Origin of the sequence: Gramella jeungdoensis (assembly GCF_023805255.1) — a bacterium.
Taxonomy (GTDB): Bacteria; Bacteroidota; Bacteroidia; order Flavobacteriales; family Flavobacteriaceae; genus Christiangramia; species Christiangramia jeungdoensis.
On the sequence record NZ_JAMSCK010000002.1, the window covers coordinates 617,934 to 644,786 of the forward strand.

Annotated in this window: 25 protein-coding genes; 6 read left to right on the forward strand and 19 right to left on the reverse strand. The window is 41.0% G+C overall.

The features are described 5' to 3' along the window. The first annotated feature begins 1 nt into the window (after position 1). From NE848_RS06845 to NE848_RS06870, 6 genes are all read left to right on the forward strand, one after another. Positions 2-583 carry a DUF4202 domain-containing protein gene (locus NE848_RS06845; RefSeq protein WP_252111780.1) on the forward strand — a complete coding sequence of 194 codons (582 nt, stop codon included), beginning with the start codon at positions 2-4 and terminating at the stop codon, positions 581-583. A gap of 11 nt (positions 584-594) precedes the next feature. Beyond that, positions 595-2,421: a sensor histidine kinase gene (locus tag NE848_RS06850; RefSeq protein WP_252111782.1), complete on the forward strand. Its 1,827-nt coding sequence runs from the start codon at positions 595-597 to the stop codon at positions 2,419-2,421. Between the two features lie 38 nt (positions 2,422-2,459). Beyond that, on the forward strand, positions 2,460-3,113 hold the full coding sequence (locus NE848_RS06855; protein WP_252111784.1) for a response regulator: 654 nt from the start codon (positions 2,460-2,462) through the stop codon (positions 3,111-3,113). 171 nt (positions 3,114-3,284) lie between these two features. After that, positions 3,285-4,703, forward strand: coding sequence for an MFS transporter (locus NE848_RS06860; protein ID WP_252111786.1), 1,419 nt, complete (start codon positions 3,285-3,287; stop codon positions 4,701-4,703). Between the two features lie 125 nt (positions 4,704-4,828). Next, positions 4,829-8,350 carry a nitrate reductase gene (locus NE848_RS06865; RefSeq protein ID WP_252111788.1) on the forward strand — a complete coding sequence of 1,174 codons (3,522 nt, stop codon included), beginning with the start codon at positions 4,829-4,831 and terminating at the stop codon, positions 8,348-8,350. 134 nt (positions 8,351-8,484) lie between these two features. Next, positions 8,485-9,927 carry a rubredoxin gene (locus tag NE848_RS06870; protein ID WP_252111790.1) on the forward strand — a complete coding sequence of 481 codons (1,443 nt, stop codon included), beginning with the start codon at positions 8,485-8,487 and terminating at the stop codon, positions 9,925-9,927. A gap of 114 nt (positions 9,928-10,041) precedes the next feature. On the opposite strand, the gene moaA is transcribed toward NE848_RS06870, so the two are convergent. From moaA to NE848_RS06965, 19 genes are all read right to left on the reverse strand, one after another. After that, positions 10,042-11,049, reverse strand: a complete 1,008-nt coding sequence (gene moaA / locus NE848_RS06875; protein ID WP_252111792.1) for a GTP 3',8-cyclase MoaA — start codon at positions 11,047-11,049, stop codon at positions 10,042-10,044. Next, on the reverse strand, positions 11,042-11,956 hold the full coding sequence (gene moaCB / locus NE848_RS06880; RefSeq protein WP_252111794.1) for a bifunctional molybdenum cofactor biosynthesis protein MoaC/MoaB: 915 nt from the start codon (positions 11,954-11,956) through the stop codon (positions 11,042-11,044). Before moaCB ends, moaA begins: the two co-directional genes overlap by 8 nt. A gap of 1 nt (position 11,957) precedes the next feature. Next, positions 11,958-12,398 (reverse strand): molybdenum cofactor biosynthesis protein MoaE, encoded by a 441-nt coding sequence (locus NE848_RS06885; RefSeq protein WP_252111796.1) that lies wholly within the window; start codon positions 12,396-12,398, stop codon positions 11,958-11,960. Next, positions 12,370-13,431: a ThiF family adenylyltransferase gene (locus NE848_RS06890; RefSeq protein WP_252111799.1), complete on the reverse strand. Its 1,062-nt coding sequence runs from the start codon at positions 13,429-13,431 to the stop codon at positions 12,370-12,372. Before NE848_RS06890 ends, NE848_RS06885 begins: the two co-directional genes overlap by 29 nt. Before the next feature lie 2 nt (positions 13,432-13,433). Further along, positions 13,434-13,670 (reverse strand): MoaD/ThiS family protein, encoded by a 237-nt coding sequence (locus NE848_RS06895; RefSeq protein WP_252111801.1) that lies wholly within the window; start codon positions 13,668-13,670, stop codon positions 13,434-13,436. Positions 13,671-13,767: 97 nt separating this feature from the next. Next, the gene (cobA, locus tag NE848_RS06900) at positions 13,768-14,568 is read right to left on the reverse strand and encodes a uroporphyrinogen-III C-methyltransferase (protein ID WP_252111803.1); all 801 of its coding nucleotides are present in this window, start codon (positions 14,566-14,568) and stop codon (positions 13,768-13,770) included. After that, positions 14,552-15,145, reverse strand: coding sequence for a molybdenum cofactor guanylyltransferase (locus NE848_RS06905; RefSeq protein ID WP_252111805.1), 594 nt, complete (start codon positions 15,143-15,145; stop codon positions 14,552-14,554). The genes cobA and NE848_RS06905 overlap by 17 nt, the downstream gene beginning before the upstream one ends. After that, a complete protein-coding gene (locus NE848_RS06910; protein WP_252111807.1) occupies positions 15,142-15,480 on the reverse strand; it encodes a winged helix-turn-helix domain-containing protein in 339 nt (112 codons plus the stop codon). Before NE848_RS06910 ends, NE848_RS06905 begins: the two co-directional genes overlap by 4 nt. Beyond that, positions 15,473-16,651 carry a molybdopterin molybdotransferase MoeA gene (locus NE848_RS06915; protein WP_252111809.1) on the reverse strand — a complete coding sequence of 393 codons (1,179 nt, stop codon included), beginning with the start codon at positions 16,649-16,651 and terminating at the stop codon, positions 15,473-15,475. The genes NE848_RS06910 and NE848_RS06915 overlap by 8 nt, the downstream gene beginning before the upstream one ends. A gap of 386 nt (positions 16,652-17,037) precedes the next feature. Further along, positions 17,038-18,306, reverse strand: a complete 1,269-nt coding sequence (locus NE848_RS06920; RefSeq protein ID WP_252111811.1) for an alginate export family protein — start codon at positions 18,304-18,306, stop codon at positions 17,038-17,040. 23 nt (positions 18,307-18,329) lie between these two features. After that, a complete protein-coding gene (locus tag NE848_RS06925; RefSeq protein ID WP_252111813.1) occupies positions 18,330-19,166 on the reverse strand; it encodes an ABC transporter ATP-binding protein in 837 nt (278 codons plus the stop codon). A 17-nt stretch (positions 19,167-19,183) separates the two neighbouring features. Beyond that, positions 19,184-20,023: an ABC transporter ATP-binding protein gene (locus NE848_RS06930; RefSeq protein ID WP_252111815.1), complete on the reverse strand. Its 840-nt coding sequence runs from the start codon at positions 20,021-20,023 to the stop codon at positions 19,184-19,186. Between the two features lie 17 nt (positions 20,024-20,040). After that, positions 20,041-21,147, reverse strand: a complete 1,107-nt coding sequence (locus tag NE848_RS06935) for an ABC transporter permease (RefSeq protein WP_252111817.1) — start codon at positions 21,145-21,147, stop codon at positions 20,041-20,043. Positions 21,148-21,158: 11 nt separating this feature from the next. After that, positions 21,159-22,553: a CmpA/NrtA family ABC transporter substrate-binding protein gene (locus tag NE848_RS06940; protein ID WP_252111819.1), complete on the reverse strand. Its 1,395-nt coding sequence runs from the start codon at positions 22,551-22,553 to the stop codon at positions 21,159-21,161. Between the two features lie 205 nt (positions 22,554-22,758). Further along, positions 22,759-23,475, reverse strand: a complete 717-nt coding sequence (locus NE848_RS06945; RefSeq protein ID WP_252111821.1) for a Crp/Fnr family transcriptional regulator — start codon at positions 23,473-23,475, stop codon at positions 22,759-22,761. A 287-nt stretch (positions 23,476-23,762) separates the two neighbouring features. Further along, positions 23,763-24,263, reverse strand: coding sequence for a RidA family protein (locus tag NE848_RS06950; protein ID WP_252111823.1), 501 nt, complete (start codon positions 24,261-24,263; stop codon positions 23,763-23,765). Positions 24,264-24,340: 77 nt separating this feature from the next. Next, positions 24,341-24,880 (reverse strand): GNAT family N-acetyltransferase, encoded by a 540-nt coding sequence (locus NE848_RS06955; RefSeq protein WP_252111825.1) that lies wholly within the window; start codon positions 24,878-24,880, stop codon positions 24,341-24,343. Between the two features lie 30 nt (positions 24,881-24,910). Continuing rightward, complete coding sequence (locus NE848_RS06960) at positions 24,911-25,510, reverse strand: GNAT family N-acetyltransferase (protein ID WP_252111827.1); 600 nt, start codon at positions 25,508-25,510, stop codon at positions 24,911-24,913. A 55-nt stretch (positions 25,511-25,565) separates the two neighbouring features. Continuing rightward, complete coding sequence (locus tag NE848_RS06965) at positions 25,566-26,774, reverse strand: MFS transporter (protein WP_252111829.1); 1,209 nt, start codon at positions 26,772-26,774, stop codon at positions 25,566-25,568. Between the last annotated feature and the right edge of the window lie 79 nt (positions 26,775-26,853).

Consider the following 26,853-nt stretch of genomic DNA (forward strand, 5'->3'; position numbering starts at 1 on the left):
TATGAGCACAAAGTTTGAGGAAGCGATTCGTCGAATAGATTCCAGAAATTCGGAGGATCCTAATCATGAGATGTATATGGGGGAAAGTTTTCCCAAAGAGCTTTTATATTCTCAAAGGATGTCCCGGCACCTAGAAGAGTTTTCTCCTAATGCTCCTGAAGAGCTCAGGATCGCTGCACGTGCACAGCATATTTGCCGCTGGAAGGTAGACAGGAGTGAATATCCTTCTACACGGGTGGGATATTTAAAATGGAGAAACGAACTTAAAAAACTACACGCAAGCTTAACCGCAGAGATCCTCGAAGAAGTTGGCTATGATGAGGAATTCATAGAAAGGGTTAAATTTCTGATTCAGAAGAAAAAGATAAAGAAAGACGAGGATTCACAAACACTGGAGGATGTGATCTGTCTTGTATTTCTGCAATATTATCTCCATGATTTTGCTGCCAAACATGAAGATGATAAAGTGGTTGATATTATAAAGAAAACCTGGGCAAAAATGTCGGAAAAAGGGCATAAAGCGGCACTTCAGTTACCGCTGGATGCTAAAAGTAAAAATCTTGTAGAACAGGCACTGGCCTAAAACTCAAGCGAATGCCTAAGACTGCCGGAAATTCGCTGGATCAGCACACCTTTAAAAAGCTAAGCCGTCTTTACATAATTGCACTTAGCGCTATAGCGCTTTCAGTACTTATAAGCCAGATTCTTATTCATCAGTTTCTTGAAGATCAGGAAAGTGATTCCACGGTGGTTAATATCGCAGGACGACAGCGAATGCTTAGCCAGAAACTTACTAAAGAAACACTTCAGCTATTAATAGTTGAAGATCCAGCTGAAAAATCTCAATTAAAGGAAAATATTCAATCCACTCTGGAGCGATGGAGATTCTCCCACTATTCGCTTATAGAAGGCAGTGATAGTCTGGGGCTTCCTGGTAATAATAGTGCAAAGATCAGGGAAATGTTCGGAGAGATCCAGCCATATTTTGAGGAGATGGAAATTGCCAGTGAGGCCATAATTGTTCAATTGGAACAGGACCCCACGATGCCGGTTTCAGAACTCAGGGATGAGATCGTTAAGGTTAAAAGCAATGAGGCAGCCTTCCTGGAAGGAATGGACAGGATCGTAAATCAGTATGAACATGAGGCCAGTGAAAAAGTGGTGAGATTGGGAAATCTGGAACTTTTCATAATGGTCCTCACACTTTTGATCCTGTTATGTGAATTTCTCTTTATTTTCTGGCCGGCGGCTAAAGGTGTTAGAAATACTATTCATAAACTATTGATTGCTGAAGGGAACGCGAAGAAGATGGCTCATGATGCCGATCTTTTGAGCCAGGCCAAAGAGAAATCTGTCAAGGAATTAAGGGTACTTAATCAGGCAATGAATCAAACCCTTTTATTTGCCAGGGTCACCCCCGACGGAGATATTATTCAGTTGGGTGAGAAATTTTCGAGGCTTTTTAAAATCAGAAAGTTCAGTGATTACAGCAAATTCCAGGACTTGCTTTCAGGTAATGAGGAAGAGAAGAAGAATATCGAAAACCTGCTGGAGGAAAATGCGCGAAAGAGCTGGCAGGGAGAAGTAAAAGCTACCACCAGCGAGGGAGCAGATATTTGGATGGAAATGTCTCTCATTCCTTTTAATCCGGCCCAGGATAAATGGGAGATTCTGGTAATAGCCATAGATATTACCAGTAGAAAGGAAGCCCAGCTTGAAATAGAAAGGCTGACCCAGAAAAGCTTCGAGGAAAAAATGAATCAGCAAAAACTGATTTCCAGTAAGATCATAGAGAACCAGGAGAATGAACAGAATCGAATCGCAAAAGATATTCACGATGGGATCGGGCAAATGCTGACGGGTTTAAACTTTAACCTGGAGAGCATCGATGTAAATAATACCGAAAAAGCTGCGCAGAAGATCGAGAACCTTAAAGAACTTACGGCCAGTATTATCAAAGGGGTGAGGACAGCCACCTTCAATTTAATGCCTCCCGAACTAAGCGATCATGGGATTATCCCGGCGCTCACGAAACTAACCAGGGAGTTGGGGAAACTAACCGGAAAGAATATCTTACTATATGACAAGACCGGATTCAATGAGCGTATGAACTCGCTTACTGAGATCAATATTTACAGGATCACCCAGGAAGCCATAAACAATGCCATTAAATATGCCGATTCCACTCATATAATAGTTACGGTCTCTCATAGTTCCAGCATACTTAGTATCACTATAGATGACAATGGGAAAGGTTTCGATATGAAGAATGCCAAGACCAGGAAAGGTGATGGCGGGATGGGGATGACCTTTATGAGAGAACGAATCAAATATATCAATGGCCGTCTCTTTATAAATTCCGAACCAGGGAAAGGTACCAGAGTTACTCTTAATATTCCTTTGAATAAAGACAATACGTAAAAAATTACTAATTTTAGGACCTGAATTCGAAATAAAATATGGATAAAATACGTATAGTGCTGGCCGACGATCATGTGCTGGTTAGAGATGGGATAAAATCATTATTAGAAGAGCAACCGGATATGGAGGTAGTTGATGAAGCCTCAGACGGGGCTGAGGCTATTAAAATTCTTGAAAAAGACCTGCCTGATCTTCTCATCGTCGATATACGTATGCCTGAAATGAACGGGATCGAAGTTGTAAGGAAGATCCATGAAAATAAGTGGGATCTAAGGACCCTCGTTCTTTCCATGCATGACTCTGAAGAATATGTAGTGCAGTCTGTACAGGCCGGCGCAGACGGCTATCTTTTAAAGGGTGCCAGTAAGGATGAATTTCTTAAGGCTCTGCATAAAGTGGCTTCGGGCGGGAAATATTTTGCGGGTGACATTTCTGCTATTCTTATCAATAACTTCACAGATGGTAAGCCCTCGCAAAAGCAGAAGAAAAAGGAAGATCCATTTAATCTTACCAAACGGGAAAAGCAGATTCTTAAACTTGTATTGCAGGGAAAAAGCAATAAGGAGATCGGTAAGGAACTTGAAATAAGTAAAAGGACTGCAGAGGTGCATCGTTTCAACCTTATGAAGAAACTGGATGTGAAAAACCTTATAGAACTAACTAACAAGGCAAGAGAATACCAGCTTGCCTAATAGATTCCGATCAATTTTTTCTAATATAATCTGCTTTCCAGGCTAATTTCTATGGAATTTTTAAAATGAATACCCACTTATTCCTTAGTACGTAATTTTTGGTAAATACGTATATATTATAAGTATTAATTAAGTAAAAATACTTAATTTGGTCCTTGAAAAATATACGTTATGAGAAATTCAACTTCAAAAAAAGCAACAAAGTTAAATTTAACCAATATCAAAAGTGTTCCAATACGTACATTCTGGATCACCTCATTTGCATTTTTCCTTTGTTTTTTCTCGTGGTTCGGGATAGTTCCTTTTATGCCCGATGTAGTAAAGGATCTTGGTTTGAGCCCGTCAGAAAAATGGAGTGCAGTAGTTCTTGCAGTTACAGGGACCGTTTTCGCCAGGCTGTTCATTGGAAAGCTTTGTGATAAATACGGTCCGCGGCTTTGTTACACCTGGCTGCTTTTATTCGGATCTATACCTGTGATTTTAACCGGTTTTGTACAAACATCCGATCAGTTCCTTATCTGCAGACTGCTTACTGGCTTTATAGGAGCTTCTTTTGTTATTACCCAGGTGCATACTTCTCTGATGTTTTCATCTAATGTGGTTGGTACTGCCAATGCGACTTCTGCGGGATGGGGAAATCTTGGGGGAGGAGCTAACCGCCTGGGGATGCCTCTAATTGCGGCACTTGTTATCGCTTTAGGTGTGGCGGAATCTTCTGCCTGGAGATATTCGGTGATTATAGCAGGGGTATTGTGTTTTTCCATGGGAATTGTCTATTACTTCTTTACACAGGATACACCGGAAGGTAACTTTAGTGAGTTGGCTGAAAAAGAAGGTCTTCCGAAGATCAAAAAAGATAAAGAAGGTTTTCTAACTGCTTTAAAGGATTACAGGGTCTGGATTCTGTTCATAGTCTATGCCTGTAGCTTTGGAATAGAGCTCACCGTTTATGGTACTATGGACGATTATCTGCAGAATACATTTCAGCTTGAAAGGATCACCGCAGGAAATATGGTACTTTCATTTGCTCTTATGAATATTTTTGCCCGTACGCTTGGCGGTGCTTTTGGTGATAGGTTTGGCAGGTTGAAGGGGCTTCGAGGAAGGGTTTTATTCCTTTCATTTATTCTGGTAGTACAGGGAATAGTCCTTTCTTCCTTTTCCGGACTTACCAATCTGTATGTCGCGATAGGATTTCTTGTTCTCTTTAGTCTATCCTGCCAGATGGCTGAAGGAGCGACCTTTTCAGTAGTGCCATTCATAAATAAGAAAGCCATAGGCTCTATTTCCGGGATTGTTGGTGCCGGCGGGAATGTTGGAGCCTTTCTTGCCGCCCTGTTATTAAAATTTAAATCGGGTGCTGCAGAAAGAGCGGCAATTACAGCGAACGAGGGGCTTGGCCAGGAAGTTATACGCTCTGCGCAGGCTGCAGCTTCTTCACAAGCTGTTTCTGAAGGATATCTGTTTATTGGCCTTACCGTTATAGCATCCGGAATAGTTGCGCTTGGAATAAGATTCTCAGTAAAAGACGAGAAGTTGGCCAGGGAAGAACTAAAGGCCTCCCTGGATGTGGTACCGGCAAATGCTTAATCTATTCGTTTAAAAATCAATAAACTACAAAAAAAGTAAGGGTTCTTTAGAGTATCCATAAAAATACATTCAGGACTTTTATTGTATCATCAAAAAGACCAAATTTGTAAAGAAACATGGGGCATATGATCGGGAAAGAAGTGAAAAGTACATGTTCATACTGTGGAGTAGGATGCGGGGTAGTTGTTAAGAAAAATGCCCATAACCGGATTGAGGTTGAGGGAGATAAGAACCATCCCGTGAATAAGGGAATGCTTTGTTCCAAAGGGATGAACCTTCATTATGTGGTAAATGACACCTCAGACAGGATTCTGTATCCTGAAATGAGGTGGAGCCGTTCACATCCCCGTGAAAGGGTATCCTGGGATGATGCCATGAACCGGGCTGCCGGGGTTTTCAAGTCAATTATAAGAAAACACGGTCCCGATAGCGTTGGCTTTTATGTTTCAGGGCAATGTCTTACGGAGGAGTATTATATCGCAAATAAACTTACCAAAGGATTTTTAGGTACTAATAATATAGACACCAACTCAAGGCTATGTATGAGCTCGGCCGTGGTCGGGTATAAAAAAACCTTTGGAGAGGACTCAGTTCCCGGAAGCTATGATGATATTGAGCTTGCCGACTGTTTTCTGATCGCCGGAGCAAATCCAGCCTGGTGTCATCCAATACTATTCAGAAGAATAGAAAAGCATAAGGAGGAAAATCCCGAAGTGAAAATAATTGTTGCCGATCCCCGCAAAACCGATTCGGCTAATTTTGCCGATCTGCATCTTCAGCTGTTACCGGGTACCGATGTGATCCTTTATAACGCGATAGGACGACAGCTGCTCAAGAAAGGGCTTATAGATAAGAATTTCATAAAGAACCATACCGAGGGATTTAAGGAGTTTAAAGATAGGGTGATGGAATTATCCCTGGGCCAGTCTTCAAAATTATGCGGTGTTCCGGCCAGCGATATTAAAAAAGCGGCCAGCCTGATAGGGCGCTCAAAAGGCTTTATAAGTATGTGGGCGATGGGACTTAACCAAAGTGTGGTAGGATCAGACAAGAATTTTTCACTGCTGAATCTTTCTCTGGTGACCGGACAGGTTGGAAAGCCCGGTTGCGGACCTTTTTCCCTTACCGGTCAGCCCAATGCCATGGGAGGTCGCGAGGTAGGAGGGATGGCCAATCTTCTGGCGGTCCATAAAGATCTGATGAATGAGGAGCACAGAAAGGAAGTGGCGCGGTTCTGGGGCGTGGACGATATTTCTCCCAAACCCGGTTATACGGCGACCGAAATGTTTGATGCCCTGGAAGAAGGAAAGCTGAAGGCGATCTGGATTATTTGTACCAATCCCATGGTGAGCCTGCCAAATGTTAGAAAAGCCGAAAAGGCTCTGAAGAAGGCTAAATTCGTTGTGGTTCAGGATATCTCACATAAATCGGATACCGTAGATCTTGCCGACCTTGTCTTACCGGCTGCAGGCTGGCTTGAGAAGGAGGGGACTATGACCAATTCTGAAAGACGTATCTCTTATCTTGAAAAACATATTCATCCGCCTGGTGAGGCAAGGCCAGATGTAGATATACTCTGCGATTTTGCCCAGAGAATGGGTTTCAGGGGCTTTAATTATAATAATACCGAAGAGATCTATCGGGAATATACCCAGATGACCAGAGGTACCAATATTGACATTTCCCATCTTAGCTATGACAGGCTTAAGAATGAGGGAACTTTTCAGTGGCCTGTACCCGAATATCGTCACGCCGGTACTCCACGACTTTTTCAGGACAAAAAATTCTATACACCATCGCAAAAGGCTGTTTTCAATATTCCGGTGAGTAACGGCAATAGCTTAACTAAACCCAATTCTGAATATCCTCTTATCCTTACCACAGGAAGGATCAGGGATCAATGGCATACCATGACCAAAACAGGGAAAGTCGCGAGATTAAAAACACATTATCCAGATCCCGTTCTGGAGATCAATCTGGTGGATGCCTATTTGAATAATATTAAAAATGGAGATGTCGCCGAGGTTAAAAGCCCCAGCGGAACCGTTAGGTTAAGGGCAAAAGTGACAGAGAATGTAAGGGAAGGTGTTGTTTTTATGCCAATGCACTGGGGTAAACAACTTAACCATGATCTTAACCGGGCTAATAATCTTACAAGTGATCGGGTGGATCCACTATCAAAGGAACCCGATTTTAAATATACTACTGTTTCAGTTCAGAAATTCAGGAAGAAGAAGGAGAAGATTCTTATTGTGGGAGCAGGTGCGGCCGCATTCCGCTTTATTCAGAATTACAGGGAACATAATAGCAGTGACCAGTTAGATGTGTTCTCCAAAGAAGAGAATCCTTTTTACAACAGGGTACTGCTTCCGGAATATATTACCGAGGAGCTTACGTGGGAACAGCTTCAGAAGATAAAGGAAAGAGAGCTGGAAAAACTGAAAATAAACCTTCATAAGGAAGCATTTATAACGGCTATTGATGCAGAAGCCAAGACAGTGACAGATAGTAATGGCAAGCTTCATTCTTTTGATAAACTTATCCTGGCTACCGGTAGCCGGGCATTTGCGCCAAAAGATGCACAGCTGCATCTGCCTGGCCGGTTTACTATGAGAAGTAAGAATGATGCCGATAGTTTTAAGGCTTACATGGATGCCACGGGACTGCCGCCAGAACAACAACATGTGGTAATCGTGGGAGGAGGGCTTCTTGGCCTTGAACTGGCTGCAGCCTTGAAACATAAAGAGGTGAAAGTTACTATAGTTCAACGTTCCTCAAGGCTTATGGAGCGTCAGCTTGATATCACTTCCAGTAAACTGCTCGCGCAGGATGTCTATGAAAGGGGCATACAGATCTATTTTGATAATGAAGTAAGTACTGTTTTTGATGATGAGGATTCTAACGATCTGAACATTACTCTTAAGAGCGGAAAGAATATTAATGCCAACGCCATTGTTTATGCTATTGGAACCCTTCCGAATATCGAGATCGCCAGAAAGAGTGGACTTGCCTGTGGTCGTGGGGTAAAGGTGAACCAACATCTACAAACTTCAAACCCCGATATTTTCGCGTTGGGTGAGATCGCTGAATTCAGGAATAAATTGTTTGGTATTACTTCAGCAGCCGAAGAACAGGCGACCATTCTTGCCAATTTTATGGCCGGAGACATTAGTAGTACCTATAATGGTTCTGTGTTGATGAATATTCTGAAATTCAATGACCTGGATGTTTGTAGTATTGGCGACATTAACGTGCCTGAGAATGACGATAGCTATGAGGAAATAATCTTTACCGATATCAAGAAACGATATTATAAGAAATGTATCGTGAAAGATGATCTGCTGGTGGGAGCTGTTCTCATGGGAGATAAAAATGAGTTCGCTGAATTCAAGAGTCTTATTGAAAGTAAGATCGAACTTTCAGACAGGCGGGAAACCCTACTTCGGGGTTCTGGCAATGATGAACCGGTGAAAGGCAAACTGGTATGTTCCTGTAGTCAGGTAGGTGCTGGTAATCTTGAAGAGACCATTGCCAATGGTTGTACCGATTTCACCGAGTTGTGTAAACAAACCGGAGCAGGACTTGGATGCGGTAGTTGTAAGACAGAGGTGAAAGAGATATTAAACACATCAAAGGAACTGGTATGAAATGAGCATAAACAAATTTAATTTTTTGAATACCAACTGAAATAATTAAATTTTTTATGCGAAAGCGAAACGGTTGATCGATGCAAAAAATTTTTATTTGTTTGATTAGCAGTTGAATAAAAATTTTTAAATAGATGAAAAAGATTCTTCCAAGATTAATAGTTAAGGGCGGTGTGTTATCACCTGCAGAGCTTAAAAATATTGCTGAAACTGCAGAAAATGCAGGACTCAGTACGATCTCCTTTGGATCGAGGCAGGACATTCTTTTTCCTGATGCACTGGAAAAGGACGCTTTGGATGGTTTGAAAGCTCTCAACATTATAGAACCGAATTCAAATCCGGTGGAAAATATAGTTTCATCTTATGTGACTACCGATATATTTCCCACTACCGCGTGGCTGACGGGAGACAGGTATTTGTATATTCTTGAACAGATACGTTATGAACCATCTTTAAAGATCAATATTACGGAGCCGCGACAAAGGTTGGTTCCTTTATTTACCGGCCATTTGAATTTTATTGCTTCGGAGCACGAAGATTACTGGTATTTATATGTTCGTTTACCGGAGTGGGAAAATACAGAGATGTATCCGGCACTAATATACAGCTGGGATATTGCCAAAATTGGAGAGGCCATTGAAAATATTCTGATGGAGGAGCCGGGTGATATAGAAATGATCTTCGAGCTTGTGAATGATGCCGTTGATACCGATAATCGCACCGTAGATAAACCCCTGGAAGTGCCGTTCTATCCATTCCCTTATTATGAAGGGATGAACCGCATTGGTACAGGGGAATACTGGCTCGGGCTGTACTGGAGAAATAACAGGTATGATCTCGAATTTCTAAAGGCCATGTGCGACCTGTGTGCAGAACTTAAGATTGGAAGGATATGTATTACTCCCTGGAAATCCTTCATAGTTAAAGGAATTCCGCAGGAGTCTAAATTGCAGTGGGAGAAGCTTCTGGGTAAATTCGGGATTAATGTACGGCATTCCATGCTTGAGCTGAACTGGCATTTACCTGTGGCTAATGATGAACTTCTCAAACTCAAAAAATACCTGGTCGCGAATTTCGATCAGAATGATATTAGTACCTATGGCCTTACCTTTAGTATTGCCAATTATACCAGAAGGGTCTATTATTTTACTTCTATAGTGATTGAAAAGAATACCACTCCTCAGGACCTTTCGGAATTTGAGATAAGGGATACCTTCAATTTGCTATATGCAAAAGACTTTGATCCTAATACCAGAAAGTATATCACCCATGTGCAGGATGTAGACCAGGTAGAATTACCCGGACTTTTGATGGAACTTAGCCAGATGTATTTTGCACAGCTGGGGCAGAAGAAGGAAGAGGAAAAATCAGCGGGTCCCAAAAAAGAGATCATTCAAACAGAAGTATACCAGTGCCAGGAATGTTTTACCATTTATGATGAAGCCTACGGTGACATTACTCAGGATATAGAGCCTGAAACTACTTTTAAGGATCTTCCTGAAGATTATAGCTGCCCTGTTTGTGAGGCTCCAAAAACGAGTTTCAAGAAGAAGGTATTTGAAAAGCAAAAGGAATAGGTTTTACAATGAGGTCATTTCAACGAAAGGAGAAATCTCATATTTATTGTAGATTCTTTAGCACAATTGTGGTCATGATCCCTTAAATGCACTTATGATTTAGGTTTTGGTTTTTCATCCTCCAATAGTTATCATACTCCGGTTATTGCTATGTTTCTTAGGATCGTTCAATTTCTCAAAACTATTCATACCGGCACGTACCTTTTTCTTTTTGTGAAGTGAATTCGAGATAAGTTCTTCCAGATCATTTCCTTCTCTTAAGGCGGAAAGCAGGTCGGTTTCATGGTTGGAGAATAGGCAGTTCTTGATCCTGCCATTTGCCGTAAGCCGTATACGGTTACAACCATCACAGAAAGGATTGCTTACGGAGCTAATGATTCCAAACTGGCCTTTAAAACCTTTTATTTTGTAATTCCTGGAGGTGAAATTCCTTTCGTCCTCCAGTTTTTCAAGATGTTCCTTTCCGAAGAATTCTTCGACTTTGTCAAGTATCTCCTCTTCAGTCACCAGTTTTGACCGGTTCCATCGATTTCCATCGAAAGGCATGAATTCAATGAACCTTACTGAAACAGTAAGATTCCTGGTGAATAGAATAAAATCATTGATTTCATCCTCATTGAAATCTTTCATTAACACCGCATTTATTTTCACGTTGAAACCTTCTTTGATAAGCAGGTGAATATTCTCCCAGGCTTTTTTAAACTGATCCCGGCGGGTGATCATATTGAACTTTTCTGGCAGTAAAGTATCCAGGCTAACATTGATGTCATTCAGGCCATATTTTTTAAAATCTTCGATAAACCTGTCGGCAAGTACGGCATTGGTGGTAATGGAAAGTCTTACGGGAAGTTTGGAGAGTTTTTTAAGAATGTCTGAAAAATCTTTTCTAACCAGTGGTTCACCTCCGGTAAGCCGAATCTTATCTACACCATTCTTTACAAATACCTTTGCGATCTCCAGGATCTCATCGGCCTGCATAAGCTGATGCTTTGGAGTAAGGGGGACGCCATTGGCTGGCATACAATAGGCACAACGAAGGTTGCATTTCTCTATCAGCGAGATACGCAGGTAGTTGTGTTGTCTGTTAAATTTATCGGTAAGTATTTTTGTCGTCTTAGTCATTATTATCGTGTTTTGCCCCTCTTAAGATCTTGAAAACATGCAGTAAATGGGGGAATACTGCGTCCATAGATTCGCTGGCACCTTTCGTGGAACCTGGAAGGCCCATAATCAGGCAATTTCCAATGGTCCCTGCAATACTTCGGGAAAGCATAGCATAGGGCATACGTTCCTGACCGTAATTGCGAATGGCTTCTTCAATTCCAGGGATTCTTCGTTCCAGAATTGGTTCCAGTGCTTCCGGTGTGACATCCCTGAATGAAAGTCCGGTACCTCCGGTAAAGATCACCAGGTTATCAGTTTCAGAATATTCCAGTGCCTTACTTCTGATGATCTCCAGTTCGTCCGGAATTATTTGATAAGTATTCACAGTTACCTTGCTTTCTTTGAGCTTTTTGATAATGGCCTTCCCGGCGCGATCTTCCTTTTTCCCTTCTGAAATGGAATCGGAACATACGATCACACTTGCACTGAGCCTGGAGGAATGTTTGTTGAAATCACTTTTTCCGCCTTTTTTTTCAACCAGTCTTATTTTTTCTATTTCGATATTCTTATCGATGGGTTTTAGCATATCATACATGGTTAGAGCTACGACAGATGCCCCGTGCATGGCTTCGACCTCCACCCCGGTTTTGTAAACCGTCTTAACCGTGAAAATGATCCTTACAAAACCTTCTTCGATCTCATAATTCACCAACGTAAATTCTACCGGTAGGGGATGGCAGTCAGGGATGGTGTGATGTGTGTTTTTAACCGCGAAAAGCCCTGCCGTTTTCGCCATTTCCAGGACATTACCTTTAGGTACTACATTGTTTTTGATCGCTGAAATGGTAGCAGGATCACCAACTTTCACAAAGGCTTCGGCCACGGCTATTCGGAGCGTTTTTATTTTGTGAGTGATATCAACCATCTTAAAATGTGTTTACTTTCCATTGATAATCCTGGTCTTCAAAGATCTCTTTTCCAAAGATGGGTACTTCAGTTTTGACCATATTCACTATGTCCTCGGTTGCGGCATATACCTGCTTTCTTCTTTTTGAAGAAACAAAGACAAAAAAACAGATATCTCCGGCCTTAATAGTTCCAAGGCTATGATAAATATGCATACAGGTGAGATCATATTTTTCGAATGCATTCTCTCTGATTTCGCTAAGTTTTTCCTCTGCCATAGCTTTATAGCAGGTATACTCAATGGCAGTTACTTTTTTACCTTCCACTTCATCGGCACGCACCTGCCCCAGAAAGATATTATGGGCACCAATGTTCATCTTTGTTTGATGTTTGGCGATAGATTCCGCTATAAATTCTGGGCTTATAGCGCCTTCAATAAATATATTCTTCTTCTTTTTCATTATTCAATATTTTAGAAATTTCTATGGCACCACCGCTGATGCTTTTCAGATTATGGAAACCCTTATTTTCCAATATTTTTAAAGCTTTCATACTTCTTATTCCGCTCTGGCAGAATAATCTGATTTCAGCTTTTTTATCCAGCAGTTGCATATTTTTCTCCAGCTCTGAAAGCGGAATCCTTATTAGGTTCTTTAATTCTATCTGAGGAGTCTCGTGCAATTCTCTCACGTCTACCAGCAGCTTTTTACCAGCCAGGGCCTCAGCCGGGGTGGTTTCTCGTATATATTCTTTTTGGTACTTGTTCCTGAAGAATTCATGGTCAATCTTCAGTTTTGTATTTTTTTTGAAGCTAAAATTATGCTGTTCATTCTTAAGTGTGTCATAAACCAGCAATTTTCCGGAAAGAGTCTCGCCGGTTTCGGTAATTATTTTCATCACTTCATTCGCCTGGAGCATTCCTATGAGCCCTACAGTGGTACCCATTACTCCGGCTTCCTCACAATTTTGCACAGCCTTTTCATTCTCACCAAAGAGGCAACGATAGGTTGGGCCATTTTTATAATTGAAAACCGAAACCTGTCCTTCAAATTTGAAAACAGATGCATAAACGAAAGCCTTTCCGGCTATCACACAGGCATCATTGATGAGGTATCGTATAGAGATAGAATCTGTGGCATCTACTACCAGGTCATACGCTGAAATGATTTCAATAGCATTCCTTGCATTGAGAAACTCCCTGAATATTTCTATCTCGACAGAACTATTCATTGCCCGAAGTCGATTCCTTGCTTCCTCTACTTTTAGCCTTGTAAGGGATCTTTCGGTATAAAGAACCTGACGATGAAGATTAGTTTCTTCAACCTTATCCCCGTCAATAATACCCAGGGTACCGATCCCGGCCGAAGCAAGGTAGGGCAGGACCGCACAACCAAGTCCGCCGGCGCCTATCACAAGAACCCGTGCATGCTTCAATTTATCCTGTCCCGTTTCACCAATCTGGTGAAGTTTCTTCTGTCTTGAATATCTGTTCATAATCATCCTCCTGCAAATGGCGGCAGTACCGCGATCTCATCATTTTCATTGATTTCTATTTCCTCTACCGCTTCAATTATGTTTTGATTCAGAGCAAATTTCAGCGGAATATGCTTCAGGTCGTATCTTGACTGTATATCCTGAATGATCTCCTTCAGGCTGGAATTACTTTTTTCAATTGTTTCTGAACTGCAATTCGTAACTTCTGCAATGGCTCCAAAATATTTTATACAGATCATATTTTCGTTTTTTAGCTTATCGTCAAGCTGAACTTGTTTCAGCTTCTTTTATTAATTCCATCTTTCCAATAGTTAAGGGAACTGACTTTCAATTTAACTATGCAGGGATAGCCTCAATCCCGAGATTCTGAAAGATAAATTCATCACTTAACAGATCGTTCATTCCATTTTTAGAGATTTCAACTACCTCTCCAATGATGATAATTGCCGGGGAACTCAATTTTTGTTCTGCTACCAGTTCTTCAATATTTGAGATTTTTCCTATGCAGCTTTTCTCATCCTCCCTTGTCCCGTTTTGAATTACAGAGATTGGCGTATCGTTTTTCCCTTCTCCTTTAAAGATCGAAACTATCTGAGACAATTTGCTCATTCCCATAAGTATCACCACAGTGGCGCTTGATCTTGCCGCCAGTCTTATATCATCTGATAAATGGCGGGATGAGGTTGTTCCGGTAATCACCCAGAAACTTTCTGCAACGCGCCGATGAGTTACCGGGATTCCTTTATATGCAGGTACCGCTAAAGCTGAAGAAATACCGGGAACTACTTCAGTGGAAATGCCAAAGTGGGATAAATGAGCTATTTCTTCACTTCCCCTTCCAAAAACAAAGGGGTCCCCGCCTTTAAGGCGAACTACATGGCCATACTGCAAAGCATGTTTAACCAAAAGCTCGTTGATCTGATCCTGGCTATAGGAGTGACATCCCTTACGCTTGCCCACAAAAAGCTTTACGGCATTAGGTGCATGATTAAGAATTTCAGGATTTACGAGAGCATCGTAAAGTACGGCATCGGCATTTTCCAGGGCTTTTACTGCTTTTAAAGTGAGCAATTCCGGATCACCGGGACCTGCCCCGACCAGGCTTACTTTTGGGAATTTTCTAACTGTATCTTTCATAGCGTGTTTTTTTTAAGATTTCTAATTCTTCGGGGGTGTTTATGTTATTGAGATTATGACTTTCAGAAAACGGAATTTCGATGCGTTCATAATTCAGTTTTCCGATAACATTCATCAGTCTGAGATCATTTTCCTGAATAGCTTCGGAAAAATATTTGCTGCAATTTTTGTGATATATCGCTACAAGCGGATAGTCATTCGATCCAGAGCTCAAAAATGCTATTGAAGTTTGTTCAGGTGTTCTTTCAAACAGATGATTCAAAAGTGAACCTGTAATGCCGGGAATATCACAGCTAAGAATTAAATTCCAGCCGGTAGCTGAGTTTTCAAGGGCCGTATAAATGCCTCCAACTGGCCCTTTATTTTTATGGATGTCTTCCACAAGCGGATATCCGAATTGAGCATATTTCTTATTAGCCGTAACCAGGTGAATATCCTTTGTAATCTGTCTAGCAGCCTCCAGGCACCAGTCTGTAAACGAGCGATCCCTGAATCTGACAAAGCCTTTGTCGGTACCCATTCTGCTGCTTTTTCCGCCACAAAGTATATATGCGCTCAATGGTGATTTAGTTTTCATAGCTCATACTTTTTTAATTGTTCTTCCAGGAAAAACATGCAGTTTTCATTGAGTTCTTCGAACTGGCAGATAAGCTCTTTGCCATAACTGGTTACAACTGTACCTCCACCATTTTTACCTCCGGTTCTTTTTATTGTGACAGGCTGTCTACCAGACTCATTAATACTGTTTATCATTTCCCAGGCTTTCTTATAGGAAATTGAAAGCTCCTTTGCCGCAGCATTTATGGAGTTCCTCTCGTCTATTTTCTTTAGAAGAAGGATCTTCCCATAACCCAGAAAAGGTTTCCCGTCTCTTTCTATCCATATTCTGCTTTTTATCTTTTTATCATTCATAACCAAGTTCCAGGTATTCTACTTTTTCTCCTTCTTCTATTATTTTTTTACTCTCAGGGATCAGGACTAATGCATTGGCTTGTGAAAAACTGTGTAGCATTGCTGAACTTTGCCCATCAAGGATTTCTACTGAAGTATTATTAACTTTTGCTTTAAGGAATAAGCTTTTACCGGATCTGTTTTCCTGAGCCCGACTTAATTTTCCGCTGGAAATTTTCAGGTCGCGATTGGTGAAGCCTTTTTGTCTTCTTAGTTCAGGCAATACATAAATATAAAAGCATACCAGGCTGGCCGCAGGATTTCCGGGAAGTGCAAAAACCCTTTTTTTATCTCTGGCTCCAAACCATAGTGGTTTACCCGGTTTCTGGTTGATCTTATAGAAGACCTCTTTTACTGAATTTGAAAGAAGGGCCTCCCGGACAAAGTCATACTTTCCAACCGAGATGCCTCCTGAAATAAGTAGTACATCATTTTCGGAAAGAGCTTTCTTAATTACTTTGTTGGTGTATGAAATATCATCCCGTACATTATAAATATTCGTGTTTCCAAACCCGTTCCTTTTCAGTGCTGACTTTAACATTACCGAGTTGCTTTCGTAGATCTTTCCGGCGATAAGGGGAGTTCCGGCCACTTGAAGTTCATTACCGGTTACCAGTATCCCGGTTTTTGGGGTTTGGAAAATTTTTAATTTCTGCACTCCTAAACCGGCAAGAAGCCCTATACTGGCTTCATTAATTTTGTGTCCTTTAGTCAGAACAAGATCGTTCTTAGAAAGTTGTTCTCCCTTTAGTCTGATATTTGCACCTTTAGCAGGTAATTTTGTAATGAATATATTGTTTCCCTTTATCTCTACGTGTTCCTGTATAACTACAGTATCGGTATATTCAGGGATTACTGCCCCGGTAAAGATCCTAACCGCCTCTCCTTTCTTGATCTCATAGCCTATATTGTCGCCCGCTTTTGATTCTCCAATCACTTTATACTTAGGGTCTGTACTTAGCCTTATAGCATAACCATCCATTGCTGATTGCGTAAACGGAGGCATTGCTATAGGGGAGAGGATGTCTTTGGCTAACACCTGGCCTAAGGCTTGCTCAATATGTACTTCAGTAGCTACTGGAGTTACAGTATGTTTCTGAATTAAAGATAAAGCCTGTCTTACTGAGATCATTTTTATGGCGTTATGTTTTTTCAAATATAACGTATAAATACGTATAAACAAATAATAAATAAGTAAAAATACTTAATTGTTATATTGTATGTAGTCATTTAGTGCGAATTTAGAGGCTGGAAGAGCTGTAGGATTCCGGTGAAGATCTAGGATTAGTGGATAGTTCGGGAATATTCAAATTATTTAAAGGTAGAATTTCAAAAAAGGAAAATATAGTGCTGCAATTTAAGTCAGGATAGGAATAATAATTTAGAAGTAAATAATGACTCAGAATTAGCTTGAGAGGTTCAAATTGAAGGTTAAATGAGGTATAATTTTAAAGCCCTGTCAAATATTAATCTGACAGGGCTTTTAGCATAAGTGTTAAGTAATATGGATAAATATTTTTAAAGAAATTTAGGTTTAAGAACCAGCATTACCCAGGCCCAGTTTTGTGAGGAAGCGGCATCAGCTTCCGGAACTCCCTTAAGTTCATACATCCCATCACTGGCAAACATCTGGGAATAGCCTGCCTTTAATGCATAGCCATTGAATTTTTTGGAATAGACAAGGTCAACTTCGGTACCTAATGATTTCTCTCCACTCGGAAGTTCCTGTTCTCCGGAGAAATTCAAAACCTTGACCAGAAGACCTGAATTATTTTTAAAGGTGAAGTTCGCACTGGCGTGAACATCTACCAGTCCAATTGAATTTGCGTGATTTCCCACATAGAAGTAATCCATGAATCCGTTGAATTTATGATTGGTTCCATATAACGGGAAGAATGCTCCGGTTTCGCCGGCCTCAGCATCATTACCACTGATTATTTCGGCGCCGACTCCAAAGCTAGTCTTTTCAGAAGCCTTAAGGTTTAGGTCAAGACTGGCTAAATAAGCGCCTTTTACATCGATCTCACCCTGTCTTTCTCCTGTTTGAAGGTACAGGTTACCGGCGACAGAAAATTTGCCTTTGCCATAATTTAAATGTGTTCCAAAAGTTTGTAGGTTGCTAAGCCCATCTGGGCTTGTACCATCATCCTCGAATTCCTGGAAGCCATTGTTCAAAGCTAACAGACTAAACGAAAATGCATCCCATTGCTTCTTTAAATATGCATACTGCATGGTTTTATAGGAAAAGAAGCCCATGGTGTTATATGCATTTCCTTGGGAAATAAAACCGGTTGGATTGCTAAAATCCTGATTATAGGCAAGGCCAAGATCGAACATGAACTTTGCTTTTTTGTAGCTCAATAAAATGGCGTCATGATTACGTCCTTGTTGCGCCCAGTCCAGTCCGCCAAAAATACGCTGGTCATCATAGGAAATCACCTGTCTTCCTAATTTGGCGGATAGGCTGTCACTTAATTTCAGTTTAGCCCAGGCCTGGAAAATAGCGAAGGAATTATTGAGGTCATAGGGTAATATTTGCCTGTTTTCCCCCCATACCATGACATCCTGAAGGCTTAAATAGAATTCATATGAATCGGTTTTATAGTCAGCATTCAGCCTTGCTCTTGCTGAAATAGCAAAGCCAGCATCGGCATCTTCCGGAAATATGGTTCCAAACCCATGCCGGTATTCCGTTCGGGGCCTAAATTCCCCATCCAGCGAGAATTGAGAGAAGGAGAACTGAGTTGCCAGAATGGCTGTGATTATTAGTAGATAATTCTTTTTCATTTTTTTTAGTTAAAGATTAATTATTAGTGTTCTAGGAAGTCTATAAGATGTTTTCTATATGTGTAATAATCTTCATGTTCCAGCACTGTTTTACGGGTACGTGGTCTCTGAAAATCAATTTTGAGGATATCGCCAATTTTGGCTCTCGGTCCGCTGGTCATCATCACCACACGATCTGCAAGAAAAATGGCTTCATCAACATCGTGTGTTACCATTACGGCGGTTATCTTTTCTTTATTCCATATTTCAATTAGGATGTCCTGTAACTCTCCACGTGTAAGGGAATCCAGCATTCCAAAAGGCTCATCCAGCAGCAAGACTTTTGGCTTAATGGCGAAGGCTCTTGCAATACCAACACGTTGTTGCATGCCCTGAGAAAGTTCAGAGGCTTTCTTGTCAAAAGCACCATCAAGCCCTACTTTCTGCAAGTAATATTTGGCAATCTCGTGCCTCTCTTTTTTACTAGCATGTGGAAAGACCTGGTTTACACCCAGTAGTACATTTTGAAGTGCGGTCATCCATGGCATAAGGCTTGGCGATTGGAAGATCACTCCGCGATCGGGCCCCGGACCCTTTATAGGATTTCCCAGGACGGCTATTCTTCCCCCTGAAATTGGGTTAAGACCTGCTATCATAGAGAGCATTGTAGTTTTTCCGCATCCGGAATGGCCGATAATGGTCACAAATTCTTCCCTCATTATCTGAAGGTTTAGGTGTTCAAGTACTACATAGTCACCTTTTGGGGTTGGATAAACCTTTTTAAGATCGTCAAGGTCCAGCATGATCTTTGACGATGGATAAAAAATTCCGTTCTCAGTGATCTCAGCCTTTTTATTGTCTTTTATAGTTGCTGTACTCATTTTATTAGTTTTTAAGGTTAGGCCACAAAGCCTTTCGGGCTTATATCTGGAAGGCTATATTCCTTTTGAGAAATGGCTTTACGTTGATCTCCTATATCCATCAGATATTCGATAATGGCGTTCCTTGTTTTCTTAAAGTTCGGGTTGTCGTTTAACTCAGTCTTATCTCTGGGACGTTCTATATCGATTCTGAATTCAGGTCCCAATGTGGCATTTGGTCCCGGTTTTAGGGGAATTATACGGTCTGCCATATAAATACCTTCATCAACATCATTGGTTATAAGAAGAGCTGTACGTTTATTTTTGCTCCAGATGTTCAGGATTTCGTCCTGAAGGTTTCCGCGGGTAAGTGCATCAAGGGCGCCCAGGGGTTCATCCATGATGATCATCTCGGGATTCATAGCCAGTGCTCTGGCCACTGCAACACGCTGACGCATTCCACCTGAGAGCTCCTTGGGACGTTTGTTATAGGCAGGAGTAAGCCCTACCATATCTACATATTCCTTTACCCTTTCGTGAAGAAGCTGTTTATTTTCTTTTGGAAAAGCTTCTTTAACGGCCATGTATACGTTCTGTCCAACACTAAGCCATGGGAGTAGCGAATAATTCTGAAATATCACTCCACGCTCATGACTAGTGCCTCTAACCGGCTTTCCTTTAAAGAGTACCTCTCCGCTGCTAGGTTCCAGTAATCCGTTGATTAGGTTTACCAATGTGGTCTTTCCGCTTCCGGTAAATCCTACTATGGCCACGAATTCTCCTTCCTCGATTTCCAGGTTGATATCAGAAAGCACCTGTGTACTTCCCTTACCCTGTCCATAAGTCTTATTTACATTCTTTAGTTCGAGATATGCCATTTTTTTATTCTTTTAGATTAAACTCCTTCATTCTTGTTGAATGATACCATGTTCTGAATGGTAAGCATGATCCTGTCCAGCAAGAAACCTATGATCCCTATTACGAACATCGCGACTATGATTTTTGAATTAGAATCTGTGGCACCGTTCTGGAATTCCTCCCATACGAAGGAGCCAAGGCCCGGACTTTGAGCAAGTAACTCAATGGCGATAAGCACCATCCAGGCGACTGAAAGGGTGATTCGCAAGCCCGTGAAAATCAAAGGAAGGGATGAGGGTAAAATCACTTTGAATACCTTTTGCAGAGATCCTAATTTCAGAACTCTGGCAACATTTATGTAATCCTTATCTACAGATGATACTCCCATTGCGGTATTCACAAGTGTAGCCCACATGGAGCATAGCCCTACGCTAATAAAAGAGATGATAAAGGCGCTATCAGAATTCGAGTCCTTGGTCATCGTTTTTACGATCATAAAGACCAAAAGCAGCCAAACTACCGGGGATACCGGTTTGAAAATCTGGATTAGCCAGTTAAATGAACTTCGCAGAGTAGGACTGAGGCCTATTATCACCCCGATGGGGATTGCTATGAACAGTGCCAGTAAAAACCCTGCAAATACCGTTTCTAAACTGGTAAGGATCTGGTCTACGAATGAAGGTCTTCCAGTATAGGTAATAGGTTCTTTTCCTTCTGCCAGACGTTTCTCGTTGAGTATCGCAGTTTTTTCCACAAAGGCCCGTTTGTCGGCCCTTATCGCTTTATGATCGGCAATAAGGGACTGAAATGATTCCCATACCTGCACAGGAGAAGGCAGGGTATTTGGCTGGCAGGCAATGTTACCCGATATTATACAGCTTTCAACTTCGGCTGCAGCTTCAGGTCCCCGCTCATTTAATGCCTTTTCAATTTTATAATCGGCTTCCATATTGAAGAGGGCTCTGGATCCCAGATGCCATACTCCTATGAATATAAGGATGGAAAATAATGGGATAATAATGTTCCTTAAGAACTTCTTCGAATTGAATTTCAGGGTCTTTTTACCTAAACTTTTAACGGATGATGTGAAAGCACCTGATTCTACATATTCAGTTACTTTGCCCAATGTGATGCTTTGTTTCATGATACGTTTTTTTAAAGTGAGGATTCGTCTTTGTTACCAATTTTGAAACTATTGATATAACCAATAGGATCTTTGGCGTCATAAGTGTTACCATCAATGAATTCGGAAGTGGCCGGTTTATATCCATCTGTTTCAGGAATATCAGAAGCCGGGATATGACCCTCTTCGGCCAATAGTTTTGCCGCTTCTTTCCATATATCGGGACGGTAGATATCTTTGATAGTTTCATCATACCAGTCAGCCGGTTTTGTTTCAGGGATCTGTCCCCATCTTCTCATTTGCGTTAGGAACCATATCCCGTCTGAATAGAATGGATAGGTGGCATTATACTTATAGAAGACATTGAAATCTGGCATAGAACGCTTGTCACCCTTTTCAAATTCAAAGGTTCCTGTCATTGAATTGGCAAGTACCACTTCATCTGCACCAACATACTGAGGCATTGAAAGGATCTTTACTGCTTCATCACGATTACCCGGTTCATCTAGCCACTTTCCGGCACGTATCAGAGCTTTTGTTACCGCGATAGCCGTATTTGGGTTTTCTTCCACAAATTTTTTGGTCATCACAAATACTTTCTCCGGGTTATTTTTCCAGATATCATAGTTGGTGACTACAGGTACACCTATTCCTTTAAAGACTGCCTGCTGATTCCAGGGTTCTCCTACACAATAACCATGAATGGTTCCTGCTTCAAGGGTTGCCGGCATTTGAGGTGGAGGAGTTACCGAAAGTAGCACATCGGCATCTATCTGCCCCTGGATGTTATCTTTTGTGTACATCCCCGGATTTATTCCCGCTGCGGCCAGCCAGTATCTTATTTCATAGTTATGGGTTGAAACCGGGAAGACCATTCCCATTTTAAAGGCTCTGCCCGTTTGCTTATATTCTGATATTACCGGTTTTAATGCTTCGGCTGAAATTGGGTGTGCCGGTTTACCCTCTTCGTTTAATGGAACATTGGGTTTCATTTTAGACCAGACGTCGTTGGAAACTGTAATTCCATTTCCGTTGAGGTCCATAGAGAACGGAGTCACTAGTTTTGCCTGCCTTCCAAATCCCGCTCCTGCCGCGATAGGCTGGCCGGCAAGCATGTGTGATCCATCAAGTTGACCGTCAATAACGCGATCCAGAACGTTTTTCCAGTTTGACTGAGCCTCTACAGAAACGAAGAGACCTTCATCTTCAAAAAAGCCTTTTTCCTTGGCGATGGCTAGGGGAGCCATATCCGTTAGTTTGATAAACCCGAAGGTTAGCTGAGGCTTTTCAATTTCAAGTTGTACTGTTTTACTGCTTGAAAGAGCCAGTTCGTCGCTTTCTTCGCCTGAAGATTTTTTGGTGTTTTCTCCGCAGGAGGCGATGAGAAAGAATATCATCAAGCCGAGTGATCTAAATAATGATTTCATAATTTTTCTTTTAAATAATTATACTAATACGTATTGATACGTAGTTTTGACAAATGTATAAGTATTAAAAGGAATGAATTATGATAAAAACTATGTTTGCCCAGTCTTTTTAGCACAAAAAAACATGCGAAAAAGCATGTTTTTGTTGTAAGTCTCTTTAAATCAGTGTTTAGCGGTGTTGGATGGGATTACTTAGCCTGGTGATTTAGCTGTCTATAAAGTAATTATGTTCGGAGATTTCGCGTTTTAATTTGTTCACATCTCCAATCGCAATTCTTTTACCGGAAGTATATATATGATTCTCTTTCTTTAGCGCAGAGATGGTCCTGATTACCTGTTCATCGGTTGTCCCGGCATAGTCTGCAATTTCCTTTCGGCTTAATAGGAGACTTAGGAATCCCTGTTTGTTTTCTCCAAATCTTCTATGTATGTAAAGTAGGGTGTCTATTACCCGTTCCCTAACGGTCATTTGAGCGAAGGCCTTTACCTTGGTTTCAGAGCGGTCCAGCTCCTCTCCGTAAAATAGCATCAGGTCATAGGTGAGTGCGGGAATGCTTTGGAGCATCTCATACAGGTTTTCGTTACTGAAATGGCATAGAATAGAATCTTCCATAGCCAGGGCGCTAATTGCATATTTTTTACTGGTTCCATAGCCCCGGTGTCCCATTATCTCCCCTGGTTTTACAAACCGAAGTATCTGTTCCTTACCATAGATGCCTGTCTTAAGAACCTTGGCTTTTCCTTTGTAAAGGAAATACAATCCATTCACCGGTGAACCTTCCATAATGAATTGCTGTCCTTTCTTACAGGCGATGGTAGATCGTCCTTCAACAGATTTCTGCATCAAGCTGGCTGAAAGATGTTTTTTTATCAGGCAGTTCTCATTCGAGCAAGTATTACAATCTATTCTTTCCTGTGCCATAATATTTTCATTTTACAGGAGATACTTTAATTATCAACCTGTTAGCACCAAAAATACATATTGAGGATTAAAAAAATGAATATTCTTCTGAAAAAATAAGTAAAAATACTTAGTTTTATTAAATCAGCATAAAAGAGTAAATGGAATGAAATTGTGATAAAATTTTTCCTTGGTAATTGAATATTTATAAATCTGAGATAAATGAAAAATGTAAAGAGAGGAATAAAATATTCTCTTAACGATTAAGATGAAGGCTTATGCAGTTATATATATTTTGACTTTACTTTCTACTCTTCTAATTCCACCACCACCTCTATCTCCACGACAATATTAGAAGGAAGAGAGCAATGTCCAACCGCGGCCCTTGCATGTTTGCCTTTCTCTCCAAATACCTCTACCATAAGGTCTGAAAATCCGTTTATCACTTTTGGCTGATCATAAAAGTCTGGAGTGGAATTTACCATTCCCCGAACTTTTACGAATTGCTTTATTTTACCAAAGTCGCCACATGCAGCTTTCAAGGTTGAAATGATATCAACACCGGTTTGTCGGGCGGCATCATATCCCTCTGCTACGGTCAGATCTTTTCCCAGTTTACCTTTCATTTCGCTTCCATCTCCGGCAAGGAAGAGCAGATTGCCAACCTTCCTCCATTTAACGAAATTAGCAGATGGCTCGGTGACTTCCTGGAGTTCAATGCCCATATCTTTAAGTTTTTGTTCAGGGGACTGGGCGAAGGAAATATTTAAAAAGAGCAGAAAAACTAAAGTAGAAAGAAGGAATTTCATGGGATTGATGTTGGTTAATTAAAGTATAAAAAAGCTGATCTCAGATCTATTTTCTAAAATTAAAGATTTTTTAATTCTTAATCAGAAATGATTGCATCTAAGCTTAGACGGAAACCAAAAACAGGGAGGGCCTCCTGCATGAAATCCAGATCTTCAGACCTTTTAAAACCGAGATTTTCATACATCTTCCAGGCGATTTGCATAGACATAGTGGTATGAATGACTACCTGATTATTGCCATCTTTTTTAGCTTTTTCTATACAGGCCCTGGTGAGGATTTTCCCGATTCCCTGGCCAAGGTGTTTAGTATCTACGGCTAGAAGGCGGAATCCCGAAGCATTTTTTTCCTGAGTGGCTGTTCCTCCGGATCCATAATATTGCATGTCGCTAAAATAAACCACCGCGCCACCAATTTCTCCTTCTTCAGAGACCGCCACCAAAACTTCTGTTTTAGGTCTTCTGGTAAATTCTCCAATATTGGCAAGCATTTTATAATATGCTGGCTGCTCGGTTTCTTTAGGGAATCCTTCCAGCTTTGAATAAGTGTTGACCAATAATCTGCCAATATTCTGAAATTCATCTGGCTTCGCATTTCTAACCTGAAATTCTTTTCGCATTGATAGGATGAGTTATTGCTGGCTAATTACCTAGTAGTTCTTTTCGTTGAATTCCTTAAAGATAGTTTCTTTTAATTTCTGCCATTCCTTTTTCAGAATACTGTAATAAACCGTATTTCTTCTGAATCCATCAGCCATAAGAGTATGGCTTCGCAGTTCACCTTCAAATATAGCCCCGATCTTTTCGACCGCTCTCCTGGATTGCAGATTCCGGCTGTCTATCTTAAATTCAACCCTTTCAAAACCTATTTGATCAAAGCAATACTGAAGCAGGAGGTGTTTGCAGGATTTGTTTAGTCCGGTACCCTGGACTTTTGGATCCAGCCAGGTCCATCCTATTTCCAGTCTTTTATCTTTTATCGAGATGTTTCCAAAGCTAGTGCTTCCTGTGAATCTGTTCAGTTTTTTATCAAATATCACAAACGGATATCTTCTTTGGTTTCTTCTCTCTGAGATGGCATTTTCAATGTACGCCTTCAGGTTTTCTTCATTTCCAAAGGGAGAAGGAGAATATTTTAAAAGCCCGGGATGATTAAGGGCTATAGGCTTGAGGTCGTTGAAATGCTTTATTTCAAGAGGTTGAACATAAAGCCTTTCGTTTTCAAGTAATATGGAGGTTTTAAAGTTCATAGAAGTCTTCCAGTTTTAATGTTTTCATCATGCATAGTAGATGATAAAAGGACATTTAAATTGAAGGCATTCTTACCTTAATAATAATTGAGGATATTATTGTAATTACTCCTATTAATAAGATGGCATAGGTAACTCCGAAAAAGTCTGCCGTGATCCCCGATATCACTGCTCCAATTGCATATCCCAGGTCTCTCCAGAGGCGAAATGTACCAATGCTCTCTGCTCGTTGATTCGGACTAGTTGCCTGGGCGATCGTAGAAAGAAAAGTAGGGTATACCAGGGCCGTACCTAATCCTAATATTGCCGAAAGGGAGGCCAGCAGGAAAAAACTGGAGGTAAATGGAATTGCTAAAATGGCGATTCCCTGTAGTAGCATTCCCCAGAATAACATGACTTTTTTAGAATAGATATCAGACATCTTCCCGGTGAACAACTGCCCGATCCCCCATACCGTTGGGTAAATCGCGGCAATGATCCCGATATTGTCAGTGCTATAATTTAAGGAAAGCAGGATTATTGGGAGCAGTCCCCAGATCATTCCATCATTCAGGTTGTTTACAAGACCTGCCTGGGTTACAGTACTCAGGGTCTTATTGGTAAAGGTGGTTTCTTTGAAGACATTCTGAAGATCCCCGGTTGTACTTGTGGAATGTTCCTTATGTACAAAGTGTTTGGTGTCTTTCACCCAGAAAATCGTCATGATTAAGCCCAACACCGATATAATTATTCCTAAATAGAAAGGGTAGGGGGTGATGCCATATCTGTCGGCAATAAAACCGGAAAGAAAGGCCACTACGCCTACTGCAAAATAGCCTGAAAATTCATTGAGTCCCATCGCCAGGCCCCGATTCTTTTCTCCCACCAGGTCTATCTTCATCACCACTGTACTGCTCCAGGCCAATCCCTGATTGATCCCAAGGAGAATGTTCGCGAATATCACCCAGTTCCAGTGGGATGCATTAATTAAAATTAAGGGAACGGGAATTGCTATTAACCAGCCAATAATCAATAAAGTTTTCCGGCCCGTCTTATTGGCAAGTTTTCCGGCGAAATAATTTGAAACTGCTTTGGTAATTCCAAAAGCTATGATAAATGAAAGAATGGCTGTTTTGGAAGCTATACCAAATTCTGAAGAGGCGAACTCGGGAAAGATCGTTCTTTCAAGGCCTATCATTCCTCCAACAAAAGCGTTTATTATTACAAGTAGAACGAACTGACGCCAGTTCTCTTTAAGACCCAGCTGTACGGATTTTTGTGCCATTGGTATTGGTTAGGAAGGCAAATTTAAGGGGAATCATTTTATTTTCTTGGTAATGGAACAAACATTACCAGTATAGACA